Origin of the sequence: Microbulbifer marinus, from assembly GCF_900107725.1 — a bacterium.
In the GTDB taxonomy this organism is placed as follows: domain Bacteria; phylum Pseudomonadota; class Gammaproteobacteria; order Pseudomonadales; family Cellvibrionaceae; genus Microbulbifer; species Microbulbifer marinus.
Genome location: NZ_FNQO01000003.1, coordinates 348,336 through 361,823, shown reverse-complemented (window position 1 = coordinate 361,823; position 13,488 = coordinate 348,336). Strand labels below are relative to the sequence as shown.

Here is a 13,488-nt window from a genome sequence, read left to right as displayed (position 1 = left end):
GCTGGCGAGGGTGGTTTACGTATTGCGGGGGCGTTAGAATCCCCCGCAACGTTAAGCTAATGAGAGGAGCAGGGTTTTGCTAGGACGCATAGTTATCTCGCTCTGGTTGATTGCCGCGACAATGGCCGCCGCGCCGGCGCTGTCTTTTGCGGCACAGGATCCGTTTGCGGAGGGGGGACAGGAAGTTGCCGCGCCGCAGGAACCCGCCGGGAACAGTGTTACCACCGATAGTGATTCCGCTGATACCGCCGATAGTGACGCGGCGCAGGCGGACGGCGAGGATCCATCTGCCGAGTCTGGCGACACTACGGCGGAGTCCGGCTCCCTCGCGGACGAGTACGGTTTCGATCCGGCGGACGAGTTCGCCAGTGACGAGGAGCCGGCCACGCGTGACCCCTGGGAAGGTTACAATCGCGCAATGTTCCGCTTCAACGACACGGCCGACCGCTGGGTGTTGAAGCCCGTTGCCACCAGTTACCGGCAGATCACCCCGATCTTCCTGCAGTACGGTATCAGCAACTTCTTCGACAACATGCGCGAAGTTACCAACAGTCTGAACAGTGTCTTGCAGGGCAAGTGGGGCCAGGCTGGCAATGACGCCGGTCGCTTCCTCGTGAATACCACTGTGGGAGTCGCTGGCTTTTTTGATGTGGCTCAGCACATCGGCTTGGAAGAGGGCGACGGCGAAGACTTTGGCCAGACGCTCGCTGTATGGGGGGTTCCTTCGGGCCCGTATCTCGTATTGCCGTTTTTGGGCCCGTCAACGGCGCGGGATGCGCCCGGCCGAGTGGTGGATATCTATACCAATCCGCTGACCTATGTCGATCACGATCCTACGCTTTATGCCTTGAAGCTCACCGACATTATCCAGACCCGCGCCAGCCTGCTGAAGGTCGAGTCGCTATTGCAGGGGGATCGCTATGTCCTGCTGCGTGATGCCTACATGCAACGTCGCGAATTCCTGATCAATGATGGCGCGGAGCAGGATGATTTCGGTGATGATCTGGAAGAGGGCGAGGAAGGTGATCAGGAAGGTGGCCAGCAAGGCGCTCGGGAACAAGATCCCTTTGCCTTCTGATCTGCCCGCACACAATAGCGACAGCCAAAGAGCCGCAAGATGGCCGGCCGCAGAAGCCTGTTACTGATAGAAGAAGATGAGCGCTCCCGCGACTTTGTGCGGGGGGCGCTGTCGCGCCTCGGTTTCCAGGTTGTGGAGGTGCAGAGCGGCCTGGAAGGAATAAGTCAGTTCGCCCCCGGAGTATTCCAGCTGGTCGTAACCGATCTGCACCTGCCGGATATGGGCGGTCTCGAGGTGCTGCGCAAGATCAAGCAGGCATCGCCGGATACGCCCGTGGTAGTGCTCGCTTCCAACAGTGAAGTCAGTGATGTGGTTCAGGCGCTGCGACTCGGAGCCAGCGACTATTTACTGAAGCCTATCGAGGACGCCGAGGTCATCGACCACGCGATCTGTCGCATTACCAACGCGGAGACCCTGGCTCAGCAGAACCGCGAATATCGCGAGGAGCTGGAGCGACGCAATCGCGAGCTGCGCGATCACGTCGAGGTACTGCAGCGGGATCAGCAGGCCGGGCGATTGCTGCAGCAACACCTGCTGCCGCGTACCCCCTACCGCTATCCCGGCGGCATCGAGGCCGCCTACCGGCTGATTCCATCACTCTACCTCAGCGGCGACTTCATCGATTACGGTCTGTTTGGCGAGCGCTTCGTCGCTTTCTATCTGGTGGATGTCTCCGGTCACGGGGTTTCGTCGGCACTGGTAACCGCGCTGATCAAACACAGCATCATGCATCTGCTGCGGGAGCGGCCACTGTTCGCGCAGCTGGACACGCTGGACAGCGACCTGCTGGATATCCTCAGCCTGATCAACAGCGAGCTGCTGTCGACCCGTCTGGACAAGCATGCCAGCATGTTCGTCGGGGTGATCGATGGCCCCGCGCGGCAGCTGCACTATGCCGTTGCCGGCCAGGTTCCGATGCCGGCCCTGGTCACCGAGCATGGCGCCGAGTGGTTGCCCGGCAAGGGCCGCCCCCTGGGGCTGTTCCAACAGGGCGACTGGCAGGTGATGTGCGCCAAACTCCCGCCCAGCTGGCGGCTGGTGACCTGTTCCGACGGCGTGCTGGAGCTGCTCGAAGGGGATCTGTTGCAGAAGGAAGCGCAGTTGCTGCAGGCCATCGACCAGAGCCGCGGTGACCTGGACAGCCTCTGCACCGCACTGCACGTAGACACCAGCGAAGCCCTGCCGGACGACGTCACCATACTAACCCTCCGACAGGGCTAAAGCGCGCGCATACGGCGCACTGCGCCGTGCGCGGTTTAGCGACCCGCCAGGGATGGCGGGGCCGGGGCCGGAACGAAGGCACAGACCCGCGCCATGGATGGCTGGCATCACCCTTTTGGAATACCTCTTACTGGCAGTGACGCGCGCGTTTACGGCGCACTGCACCGTGCGCGGTTTAGCGACGCGCCATTGGCGACGGGTGTGGCGCCACGCGGCACCCTATAGTTGTCGGTCAGTATTGCCCCTGTTGGCGGGCAATTTGTGGGCGTTCTGTGACCAGTGGGTCCCTTGCCGTAGACGTTGGTACCCTTGCCAGCCCTGGCGGGCAGGAGTAAGCTCCGCTCACTTTAAGCACAAACTGTAATGATGGCTTTACCCGGCCGTCGGCGGTTGTGTTCTCCACAAGTGAACTTTCGCCATCTGCTCGTGTGCAGTACTTGCCGCAGCGCGGATGTGCCAGGGGTTGTTATGCAGTCCGGGCAAATCATGGTTGGGTCCCACGAGGGCGTCTACGTCATCAAGCTGATCGGTGATGTGCGACTCAACCTTTGCACCTCTTTCGATGACTTTATCGATAATATGTTTACGCACGACGACTTCACCGATGTGGTGTTCGATCTGCATGGGGCCGAAGGCGTCGACAGCACCACGCTTGGACTGATGGCCAAGATCGCTATTCGGGCGCTGGAGCGCGGCTGCCAGAAACCGCTGGCGCTGACCGCGGACCAGGGCATTCGCCACCTGCTCGATGCGATGGGTTTCGATGCGCTGATCGAAGTCAGTGACGAGCACCGCGATTACGACGCCGAAACCAAGCCGCTAAATTGCAAGACTCCGGATGAGTGCGCGGCGCGGGAGAAGGTGCTGGAAGCCCACCGCGTGCTGATGAGTATGAACGAGCAGAATGCGGAGACCTTCCGCGACCTGGTGCATACGCTGGAACTGGAGTGTGATCCGATCCGCAAGCCCTCGGCGCGGATGCACTGATTTTCCCTCGAAGACACAACCGGCAGGCCCCGGTCTAGTCCGAGCTATTTTCCCCTCCATGCATTTCCCTGGCCTCCGCCCGCGCCCGGGTAAAGAGCCCGTGCGGCAGGTGAATCAGCTCGGCCACCCGGCGGATCATGTGTTCCTCGAAGGCTTCAATCACGTCGTCAGAAAATGCCACCTGCCACATCTGGCGAACCAGCAGATACTTGTCTTTTTCGTCGAACTGCTCGTTCACCGTCTGCGTGAACTCGTACAGGGAGGTGGCCTGTTCGCGGTGGGAGAGGGCCTCGCGGACGATTTCGTGCGCGACAGCCGCTTCCAGTTGGTAATGCTGCTGCAGCACCTGGGTGAGGGTTTCCTGCTCGCGCGGATCCAGCTTCTGGTCCACGGTGGCGACCTCGGCAAGCAGCGCGGCGCTGATCATGCGCACGTCCTTTTCGGTGCGGACTTCGACGTCGGCGCCGCTGCCGATCTGTTCAAACAGCTTACGGATTTGTTGCAGCATCGGTTTCCCTGTGTCCCATCAACTGTCCCTGTAGCAGCATCTCCAGTCGCTCCTGATCCTGTACGAAATTGCGAATGCCCTCGGCCAGCTTCTCTGTGGCCATTGCGTCGCTATTCAGCTGGTAACGGAATTCCGCCTCGCCCAGCGCGCGAGCCGGGCGCGGCTCTGAGTCCACATGGGCGGGCAGACCCTGCGCCAGCGCCGCGTCATCGTCCTCGAGTTCCTGCAGCAGCTGTGGGCTGATCGTCAGGCGGTCACAGCCCGCCAGTGCTTCGATTTCACCGGTGTTGCGGAAGCTGGCGCCCATGACGATGGTGTCGTAGCCGCGGGACTTGTAGTAATGGTAGATGTTACGCACCGACAGCACGCCCGGATCTTCCTCCGCGCTGAAGTCATCGCGGCCGCTGTTGGCCTTGTGCCAGTCGAGGATGCGGCCGACAAACGGCGAAATCAGCGTCACGCCCGCCTCGGCACAGGCGATCGCCTGGCTGAAGCTGAACAGCAGGGTCAGGTTGCAGTGAATGCCCTCGCGCTCCAGAACGGAGGCCGCGGCAATGCCTTCCCAGGTGGAGGCAATCTTGATCAACACCCGCTCGCGGGCCACGCCGGCTTCCTCGTAGAGACTGATCAGGCGGCGGGCGTAATCGATGGTGGCGCGGGTATCGAAAGAGAGGCGCGCGTCCACTTCGGTGGAAACCACACCCGGCACCAGCTGCAGTATTTCCGCGCCGATGGCCACCGCAAGTTTCATCGCCGCCACCTTCGCGACTTCCGCCGGCTCCCGATGGCTGCAGTGATGCCCGGCCCAGGCCAGGGATTCGCCGATGAGTTCGCGGTACTGGGGCAGCTGCGCGGCCTTGTACAGCAGCGAGGGATTGGTCGTGGCATCCTGCGGCCGGTAGCGCCGGATTGCCTCGATGTCGCCGGTATCCGCGACCACCTGGCTGCGCTGTCTGAGTTGTTCCAGCTTGTTCATACCTTTCTCTCGCCTGTCTTCTGAAATTCCTGTCTACGCGGCCTGGGTGACCAGCGCCAGTGCCTGTTTCACCACCTCCGGGCCGGCGCCTTTGCGGTGCGCGTTTTCGCTCAGGTGACGGCGGAAGCGGCGCGCGCCCGGCAGCCCCTGAAACAGCCCCAGCATGTGCCGGGTGATATGGTTCAGGCGCTGACCTCGGGCCAGCTCGCTGTCGATATAGGGCAGCATCTGTTCGACTACCCGGGCCGCATCCGGGCCGGGTTCGCCGCCGAACAGTTCGCTGTCCACCTGTGCCAGCAGCGTCGGGGTCTGGTAGGCCGCGCGCCCCAGCATAACACCGTCCACATGGCGCAGATGTTGCCGGCATTCCTCCAGCGAGTTGATGCCGCCGTTGAGCACTATCTCCAGCTGCGGATAATCGCGTTTCAGCTGGAATACCATATCGTAATTGAGCGGCGGGATTTCCCGGTTTTCCTTCGGGCTCAGGCCATTCAGCCACGCCTTGCGCGCGTGCACGATAAACGTGGTGATGCCGACCGCGGCCTGGGCCTCGACAAAACGGGTCAGGCCGGCGTAATCCTCCATATCGTCGATACCGATACGGTGCTTTACCGTGACCGGAATCGAAACCGCGTCGCGCATCGCCGCCAGCCCCTCGGCCACCACTTCCGGCTCCGCCATCAGGCAGGCGCCGAAACGGCCGGACTGCACCCGGTCGCTGGGGCAGCCGCAATTCAGGTTGATCTCGTCGTAACCCCACTGTTCGGCGATGCGCGCACACTCCGCCAGTTGTTGCGGATCGCTGCCGCCCAGCTGCAGTGCCAGCGGGTGTTCCGACGCGTCGAACTGCAGGTGCCGCTCGCGGTCCCCATGCAGGATCGCGCCGGTGGTCACCATCTCGGTGTACAGCAGGGCGCGCTTGCTGAACAGGCGCCACATAAAGCGGCAGTGCCTGTCGCTCCAGTCGAGCAGCGGCGCAGTACAGAAACGGTGGGAGAGGGTATCGGACATAAAACTGCAGTCGGAAATGCGCTGAAATCAAAAGACCTGCGCATTATAGGGGATGTGCTGCTGATGCCCTAAGGATGCGGACACGGGGGCTAATTACAGATTGCGCTCTTTCTCCGACAGGCTGCTCGTGGCACAGCGCGCGACCGGGTCACCACCGCCACCGTCGTCGGCTTCCAGTGTGGGCCGCAACTTCCTGACGATCTTGCGCGCGGTGGCGCGGTAGCTGGTGAGCTTGCCGCCGGCCACGGCCAGTATGCGCGGCAGTTTCTCGCTGTCGCAGCAGATCAGCGTCTCCCGCGGTCGCGCAAAGGGGCTCTTGTCCATCTGCGGCAGCACCCGCAGGCCGGCGAAACTGTCGCTTATGTCGTGTACCTGCAGGGCGCGAGTCTGGGGAAAATACCGCTGTACCGTGCGCAAGAGGTAGCTCTCCTCCTCCATAGTCGGCTGCACATCGAGCGGATCGCCGTAGTAGCTGCGCTCCGTGGTGCCCACCAGTGTCTCGCCCAGCCAGGGCATCACAAACACCGCGCGGCCGTCCTCGGCCTCCACATAGAAGATCTTCTCACCCAGCGACAGCGGCAGCTGGATATGGGTACCTGCCACCAGATCGATCGGCGGCAGTGGCGCTGCCGGGGTACAGCGGGCATTGGTGTTTGCGACCCAGGGGCCGCTGCAGTTGACCAGCGCGCGGGTGCGCAGGGTATTCAGCTGGCCGTCGGCGACATAGTCCACCCGCACGCCCGTCTGCGTTACCTCGGCGCCGACGAGGCTGCCAGGGCAGATCAACTGGGCGCCCTCCATCATCGCGGATTCGACCACGTTGCGGGTCAGTGCGGCGTCGTCGGTCTGCGCATCGTAGTAACGGTAAACCGCCACCAGATCCTCACAGTTCAGACCGGAGAGGTTTTCCCAGTCACGCTTTCGCACTGCGCGGAAGCGCGAGTAGCCGCTGGTCACGCCGGACAGCAGCGCGTAGAGCATCAGCCCCAGCCGTACCATCCACGCGGGTCTCTTGCTGTGCTGATAGACAGGGATATAGAAGGGCACCATGCGCACCAGCTGCGGCTTGTTTTCCAGCAACCAGCGTCTTTCGCGCAGGCACTCGTAGACCAGCTGGAACTGACCACTCTCCAGGTAGCGCAGGCCGCCATGTATCAGCTTGGAGGAGCGGGAGGAGGTGGCAGTGGCAATACCCAGCTGCTCGAGGATAACCACCCGGTAGCCGGCCTTCGCCAATGCTTCGGCGGCTCCGGCTCCCTGGATTCCCGCGCCGACTACCAGAACATCAAAATCCGTAGACATCGCTGGCTTCTCGCGAGCGCATCAGCAGCGGCAGGTTGCCGGTCAGGATGTGGTGGGCGCCGCGGACGCGCCAGCGCACCGCATCCTTGGCGGAGTTGATCTCGTAGACCACCCATTGCCAGGGGCCGGGCGGCAGCTCTTCGAATTCGACATCGCAGTCACGGATCAGCACGTAGTCCGGGGCCAGGGTGACGACGCTTGCCGACAGGCACTGCGCCACGCTGTCCACCTTCAGCGCCACCCGGTGGCAGCCGAGGCTGCGCGCCATACGCAGGCTGCGGTGATCCCCGGTCAGCAGGGCAAAGGACTCGCATTCCCGGCGCATCAAGTCGACGACGCTTTCCACCGCCACATCCGCGCCCGCCGCGGCCAGGCTCGTTTCGGCAAGTTCGACAAACCAGTCCAGGTGGCGGTGACAGCTGGCCCAGTCGACCAGCTGGGCGAAGGTGTTCAGGGGTGACTGGCGCAGCTCACGGTCTCTCAGCTCGTGAAACGGGCGCTCCTCGGCGGCTTCCGGCAGCCGTAGTGTGTTGCCGTGAAAGCACCAGGGGGTGCCGTCGGCGCTGATCCGGACGTCGCACTTGATTGCACAGGCGCCCAGGCTGTGGGCGGCCTCAAAGGCGGCAAGGGTGTTTTCCGGATGGTGGCTTTTATCGCCTCGATGCGCAATCAGCATGAGAGTCAGGTCCGCATAGTAAGCATTATTGTCATCATGACGCGAGCGGCCGGTCGCTCGCAGATCCATTGGTGTTCCGGGCCGGCGATAGCCGCCGACCCTAAAGGAAAAAATAGACGGTGGGACGGTGGTTGCAAGCTGATGAGCGGTGAAAATCTGGCGTGCAGTCGCCTGTATGGCGGGCGGGCAAAATCCGTCGACTAGACTGGAAGCGGGTTGCCCGGCCGGTTTGTTCGGGCGCTTTGCGTATTCGGCGTCAAAGAATGGAAATGGCTGTAATGGGATATGGAAGCCCCATCGTGGCAGCGCTGGTTTTGAGCGCCAGCCTGCCGTCGGTTGCGGTCTCCGCCGACAATGTGACCGCCTCGGCGTCGGCCCGTATCACCCTGCATCTCCCCCCACGCGTGGAGCTGCGCCGGGAGCAGGACGGCGGTCGCGAGCGGCTGTGTCTGAGCCACATTCCCGGCTGGTATTTCTCGATTCAATTCACTAGCAGCGGAGAAGAGTCCGGCCGGCAGATGGCGGGCCAGAGTGGCAGCTACTGCCTGTCCGCCGATATCACGAAAGACGCAGACTCGATCATGATAGTGGCGCAATAGTTGTTTCCGTGCGCGCGGGGTTTAGAATAGAAAACTTTCATGATTCGTTGCCCCCGTATGAAAAAAATAATCGCCGGATTCCTATTGCTGCTCGCCCAGCCGACGCTGGCCGCCATGTCCCTGGACAAGATCATCGTCTATCTGGATGACGCGCCAAACTCCCGCGAGGATATTGTCGTGACCAATCCGGACGAGGAAACCCTGTACCTGCAGACAGAGATCTACCGGGTCGACAATCCCGGTTTGCCGGATGAAAAGCGCGTGCGCGTGGTGGACCCGAAGGAGTACAAACTGCTGGTCAGCCCGTCCAAGGCCGTATTGGCCAGCGGCGAGCGAAAGCGCTTTAGGTTGATGTCACTGGAGCGCAACCTGGAGCGCGAAAAGGTCTACCGGGTGACGTTTAAACCGGTGGTGGGTGATATCAAGACGGATCGCACCGCACTGAAAATCCTCGTGGCTTACCAGGCGCTGGTGTTCGTGCAACCCCAGGGCGGAAATTACCAGCTGGCATTGAGCAATGATGATGGTGCCTGGATTTTGAAAAATACCGGCAACGTCAATGTGGAAGTCAGTAACCTGCAGCACTGCCGGAGCGAAAACGACTGCCGCCCGATCGAAGGGGCAGGGCGTCTGTATGCCGGCACCAGCAGGGTGCTCGCTCCGGAAATCTCTGGCGGATTCCTGAAGCTGCTGGCCCGCGGCAGGGAAACGGAGCAGGTGCGCCTGCCGCTGCAGTGATGGCCGCAGGTTTTACTGCATTTCGACCGTCAGCGTGATGGTGTCGGTATAGTTGGTCTCGATGGCGTTATTGATCGCCGCTGGGTCGAGCGAAATCTCCAGCTGCATGTTTTCACCGCCCGTTGCGCAGTCTGCGCTCGGGTTGCCCGCCCAGGTGGTCCCCTGATCCAGCGTCGATACACCCTCTGTCAGCGTGAAGAGTGCGCTGCTGACCTCGCCAGTACTCACCTGGTAGTTCACGGTATCGCCGGTGCCGCCGGTGCCGAGCAGCAGGAACTCCCCTGTGCCGTTCTGGCTTTCGGCGCGAATGCCAAAGTCGAGCCCCGCCGATGTGAATACGCAGAAAGTCTGCGTCGCCGTGCTGACCGGGTAATCGATCCACATATCCTCCAGGCCGCTGATACGGATACTGGCATCGACCACCAGCTCCACTTCAAAGGAGGCGGTTGTGCTCTGGCAGCCGCTGTCAGCACAAGCGGCCGACTGGTTGAGCTCCAGCTGGAAAGATCCCTGGTAGACCCCCGGCGCTGGCTGAACCCCGGGCGTGGCCAGGTCGAACCTGATCGAGGCGTCGGCGAAGGTGGGGGTGCCGTCCTGCTGTGCGGACTCGGCGCCGGGAGTCAGCGCGGTAGCCGTACCGTCAAAGTTGACGTACGTCAGCGTGACATCGATCTGGTCACTACCACTCGTTGACCTCAGGGTGAATTGCGCTGGGTTGGTCTCAGTTGCCCGGACCCGGTATTTCACCCCCTGCGGCCGGTCATTTTTCTTCTCGCGCTTGCTGATAATACGAAAGTCCACCGAACCCAGCGTTTGTGTCTGCGGGTCGAAAACAAAGGTTGTCCGGCTGTTCAGTTCACAGACCTGGACAATCTGGTCGGTATCGCACGCCTGGGCGTGAGCGAGAGGTGCCAGCCCCTGCACCAGCGGCAGCAACAGCGCGATAAACAACCATCGCTTAACGCCCATCGTTATCTCCTTGAGCGACGGTAATGATCTTGCCTTCGGCACATTGTGCATGCTGCAGATCGATGGTGCCGAGGTTGAGCCAGTGCTCCCCGGAGGTCTGTTCCGGGACTTCTACCAGGCAGTCCTGCCAGCGCACCGGGGGCACCTGCAGCCGGCGCGGATCGCCATATAGCTGCAGTTGAAAGACACCAAACTCATCGGTGACGGTGGACTGTCCCCCAATACTGAACCTGGCATTTTTCACCGGCCGATCTCCGTTGACGATCCGCCCCATAGTGAGAATCACCGGCTTGATTTCGTATTGCGTCTTGGCCACGCTGCCGGGGTACAGGGTCACGGTTTCACTGACATCGCTGTAGTCGTAAAAGCCCTCCGTCAGGGGGCGTAGGCTGATATCGTAGCTGCCGAAAGAGGGCAGGTTGACCAGCGAACGGGCGCCGCCCTTGGCGTAACCGCGGCGCGCGCCATCGACCAGGATTTCAAAATCCTGATCCTCGCTGCCGGCAATGTCCACCAGGACCGCACTGTTATAGGAGCGCTCACCGCCCCAGGCGAACTCCCGGCCATCGCTGATCAGGTTAGTGCTGAAGTTACCGAGGTAATTGAGCGACTTGCCTCTCTCCGTATCGATGTAATCCAGCGTCGAGCTGAAAAAGCCGCGGTGTCCGGCAACACGGGTATTGCTGCCCAGGTAGTACTCGTTTTCTGCGATCTCGCTGGAGAATTGCTGCTCCACTTCCATCGCCCACAGGTCGCGATCGTTCCAGCTGGAGTCGATGCCCGCGCGGGTGAGCTGATCGCCGGACTCATCGATTTCGCTGCGCAGCCGCGCACTATGGCTCCAGCGATCGCCGCGCATCCGGAACTGGAAAGAGGCGGAGGTGAGCTGCTGGCCATCCGCTTCGCTGTGTGCCAGGGTCAGGTCCCCGTGCCAGTGGCGATTGCGGAAAATATTGCGGCGGTATTCCAGCGTGGTCAGTTTGTCGGCGCCGGTCGCGGTTTCGTCGAGGGTGAAATCCGGTGTGGCCAATGAAACGCCGCGGTCCCGCTCACTGTAGCGCAGCGACAGTTGCCCGCCGAACAGGCCGGCATTCAGGCTCGCACTGCGCTGGTAAAAACCGCGGCCGAGCAACGAGTAATTGTTGTCTGTGGGCAGAGTTGTGGCGTCGTCAAGTTGCGCTTCGGTCAGGCTTAGGTTGAGCCACGGGCTGCGTAGAATGGCATGCAGGCGGTGGCCGCTGCGCCCGTCACTGGTCTGCAGCAAACTCGGTGACAGTTCCAGATACTCGCTGATCCAGCGGCCGCCCAGTTCCAGCAGCTGCTCATCCTGGGTCAGTGCCCCGGTGACGAACAGGCCGGTACTGTCGAACAGACGCCGCGCAACGCTGGCCTGCGCGACAAAATCATCGGCCTGTTCCGGCAGCAGTGTATCGGCATTCAACAATGCCGGGCGCCCGGTCTGGAAGCTCCAACGCCATTCGCCGGGCGCGGGGAGCTGTGAGTCCTTGGCGAAAAACTCGGTGTACTGCGCCAGCGGCCTGCCGCTGTCGTCGAAAGTGCGGACTTCCACCGTGTAGGCACCGCCCGGCAGGCTGGACGTGTTGAGTAACTGGTTGCCGGCTTCCAGCAGCTCGCTGTGCAGCAGGCGGCCGTCGCGGTGTACCTCCACCCGACCGCGCACCGGCATGTTCACTTCCAGTGGCGCGCCCTGCTGGTAGCGGTTATCGATACGGCTGTTGTTCGAGCTGCGAAATTCCAGGCCGTAGAGATACGGCGCCGCGGTAAAGCTGCTGAAGCCGCCCTGCGGCTGTATCAATCCGGCGGAGTAGGCTTTCCCGCGGTAGTCGCGCGCCCAGTGCAGATGGTAGATCTGGCTCTCGCCCGCATCGTTGGCCGACCAGTGGCTATGCAGACCACTGGCACCAAAGCCTAATATCGACTGGCCGAACAGGCTGGCGCTTTGCGTGTCGGGACCGCTGTCGCTGCGTACCCCAGACCAGCTGCCGGTCAGGCTCTGCACATAGGAAAAGTCACTGCTCGCCTCCGGCAGATAGGGGTCTGTAATGGCTGCCTGTTGTGGCAGCAGTGCAGGCGCCAGGAAGGCATCGATGCGGAAACGGCTCTCGTCGTAGATCAGGCCGAAACTTTCCGGTTGCAGAACGCCGCAATTGCGCTGGCGATTGCTGTAACAGATGCGGTGGGAGTTGCGTGGCTGTGGCCCCAGCAGAGCCAGTAGCACAACATCGGGATCCAGCGTTGGCGGCAGCAGGGCCAGCACCGCCTGCGGATCCCTGAAGCGAACCGACTGCGGGTCGACGGTGACCTGTACGGGTCCCAGCGGCCGGCTGCCGTAGTAAAGTTCGGCGACCAGCTGCTGTGGCTCTGTCAATTCGGCAAAACCGTCCGGCGCGGAGGTTTCCAGCGTAAAAGCTGCGCTGGCTGCATAGCTATTATTTTTAAATGCGAGCAATGACAAAACCAGCGACATACGAACGATAGTACGGATCATAAATTCGTCAGTAGCTGTGCTCAATGAGCGCCGGCTTTGTCGAAATTACTCTGCAGTAACTGTGACAGTCAGAGTGTCGCTGTAGGTAGTCTCAGTTGCGGACTCCCAGTTGGGTACTGAAACGATCACTTGTGCGTTGTCCGAAGTACAACCCAAGGTGCCATTTCGGAGGTAACTGCCCCCAGTCACAACGCCGGTCGAGCTATCGGCCGAATCACCTGTTGAACTAAGGTTTGTATCATCAGCGAACGATGCACTGTACTCGAGATTTTGTGCGGAACCGTTTAGCTGGAAACCGAAAGTCGCGCCGGCGCCACCACCTGTGATGCCATTGGTGCTTACCAGGTCAACGCTATAAGAGCTAAAGCCTACGCCACCAACACAGATTTGTTCGCGCCCCACAATTGGTTGGCCATTAACTGCCGTTGTCGCGTCCAGAGTTAGGTCGCCAAGGTTTTTGACGACAATGGCGGTGCCCAAGTTTAAGTTAACTTGGAAATCACCCTGAGAAGCTGCGTTGACGCCGGTAGCGACGTTTCCATCATTAGCGGCGAGAGCGCCGGAAGCTGCTGCAGCAAGTGCAAAGGCTGCAAAAGTGCGAATTGTTGTTTTCATGGTAACTCTTCCTGGGACCATAAATTCATGTTGAGAATATGAAACGATTTCGCTGGCAAATACCCTACTGCGACTTGTGTTGTTTTTTTGGTCAAGGCAATCCATGCGTTTCGCGCCAATGATACTTTTTCCGTGATGCAAGTCACGGTTTTTGTGGATGTTTTTTGTCTAATGGCCGTAATTTGTGCTAGTTAGCGCGGAAAGTCAGGTTCGTGACTGTCTCTGTGCCCGGAGCCCCGCCAGCGCTATAATCCCGCGCCTCAAAACGATCAAATTTGATCCACTTCAATCCCAACCAG

At 61.1% G+C, this 13,488-nt stretch carries 13 protein-coding genes; 5 read left to right on the top strand and 8 right to left on the bottom strand.

Annotation, left to right across the window (positions count from 1 at the left end; genetic code table 11):
- The first annotated feature begins 76 nt into the window (after positions 1 to 76).
- The 3 genes from BLW36_RS13525 to BLW36_RS13515 all read left to right on the top strand — a co-directional run bounded on the left by BLW36_RS13525 (position 77) and on the right by BLW36_RS13515 (position 3,286).
- A complete protein-coding gene (locus BLW36_RS13525) occupies positions 77 to 1,078 on the top strand; it encodes an MlaA family lipoprotein (RefSeq protein WP_244506261.1) in 1,002 nt (333 codons plus the stop codon).
- A gap of 39 nt (positions 1,079 to 1,117) precedes the next feature.
- Positions 1,118 to 2,299 carry a PP2C family protein-serine/threonine phosphatase gene (locus BLW36_RS13520; protein WP_091389594.1) on the top strand — a complete coding sequence of 394 codons (1,182 nt, stop codon included), beginning with the start codon at positions 1,118 to 1,120 and terminating at the stop codon, positions 2,297 to 2,299.
- A gap of 468 nt (positions 2,300 to 2,767) precedes the next feature.
- Complete coding sequence (locus BLW36_RS13515) at positions 2,768 to 3,286, top strand: STAS domain-containing protein (protein WP_091389591.1); 519 nt, start codon at positions 2,768 to 2,770, stop codon at positions 3,284 to 3,286.
- 34 nt (positions 3,287 to 3,320) lie between these two features.
- Here the strand turns inward: BLW36_RS13515 and BLW36_RS13510 are convergent, their stop codons facing one another.
- From BLW36_RS13510 to BLW36_RS13490, 5 genes are all read right to left on the bottom strand, one after another.
- A complete protein-coding gene (locus BLW36_RS13510) occupies positions 3,321 to 3,794 on the bottom strand; it encodes a tellurite resistance TerB family protein (protein ID WP_091389587.1) in 474 nt (157 codons plus the stop codon).
- Positions 3,775 to 4,770, bottom strand: coding sequence for a transaldolase (gene tal / locus BLW36_RS13505; protein ID WP_091389585.1), 996 nt, complete (start codon positions 4,768 to 4,770; stop codon positions 3,775 to 3,777). Before tal ends, BLW36_RS13510 begins: the two co-directional genes overlap by 20 nt.
- A 33-nt stretch (positions 4,771 to 4,803) precedes the next feature.
- The gene (gene dusA, locus BLW36_RS13500; RefSeq protein WP_091389582.1) at positions 4,804 to 5,781 is read right to left on the bottom strand and encodes a tRNA dihydrouridine(20/20a) synthase DusA; all 978 of its coding nucleotides are present in this window, start codon (positions 5,779 to 5,781) and stop codon (positions 4,804 to 4,806) included.
- A 93-nt stretch (positions 5,782 to 5,874) separates the two neighbouring features.
- Positions 5,875 to 7,083 carry a glycerol-3-phosphate dehydrogenase/oxidase gene (locus tag BLW36_RS13495; RefSeq protein WP_091389579.1) on the bottom strand — a complete coding sequence of 403 codons (1,209 nt, stop codon included), beginning with the start codon at positions 7,081 to 7,083 and terminating at the stop codon, positions 5,875 to 5,877.
- Positions 7,067 to 7,828 (bottom strand): glycerophosphodiester phosphodiesterase family protein, encoded by a 762-nt coding sequence (locus BLW36_RS13490; RefSeq protein WP_244506260.1) that lies wholly within the window; start codon positions 7,826 to 7,828, stop codon positions 7,067 to 7,069. The genes BLW36_RS13495 and BLW36_RS13490 overlap by 17 nt, the downstream gene beginning before the upstream one ends.
- A 209-nt stretch (positions 7,829 to 8,037) precedes the next feature.
- Between BLW36_RS13490 and BLW36_RS13485 the strand changes: the two genes are divergently transcribed.
- Together BLW36_RS13485 and BLW36_RS13480 are read left to right on the top strand one after the other, a co-directional pair.
- Complete coding sequence (locus BLW36_RS13485; protein WP_139304898.1) at positions 8,038 to 8,358, top strand: hypothetical protein; 321 nt, start codon at positions 8,038 to 8,040, stop codon at positions 8,356 to 8,358.
- Between the two features lie 57 nt (positions 8,359 to 8,415).
- A complete protein-coding gene (locus BLW36_RS13480) occupies positions 8,416 to 9,096 on the top strand; it encodes a fimbrial biogenesis chaperone (RefSeq protein ID WP_091389573.1) in 681 nt (226 codons plus the stop codon).
- A gap of 12 nt (positions 9,097 to 9,108) precedes the next feature.
- Here BLW36_RS13480 and BLW36_RS13475 read toward each other — a convergent pair whose 3' ends face one another.
- From BLW36_RS13475 to BLW36_RS13465, 3 genes are read right to left on the bottom strand one after another with little or no spacing between them, the layout of a single operon-like run.
- Complete coding sequence (locus BLW36_RS13475; RefSeq protein WP_091389571.1) at positions 9,109 to 10,065, bottom strand: hypothetical protein; 957 nt, start codon at positions 10,063 to 10,065, stop codon at positions 9,109 to 9,111.
- Positions 10,055 to 12,574 (bottom strand): TcfC E-set like domain-containing protein, encoded by a 2,520-nt coding sequence (locus BLW36_RS13470; RefSeq protein WP_244506259.1) that lies wholly within the window; start codon positions 12,572 to 12,574, stop codon positions 10,055 to 10,057. The genes BLW36_RS13475 and BLW36_RS13470 overlap by 11 nt, the downstream gene beginning before the upstream one ends.
- A gap of 45 nt (positions 12,575 to 12,619) precedes the next feature.
- Positions 12,620 to 13,189: a hypothetical protein gene (locus BLW36_RS13465; protein ID WP_091389568.1), complete on the bottom strand. Its 570-nt coding sequence runs from the start codon at positions 13,187 to 13,189 to the stop codon at positions 12,620 to 12,622.
- Positions 13,190 to 13,488 lie beyond the last annotated feature (299 nt).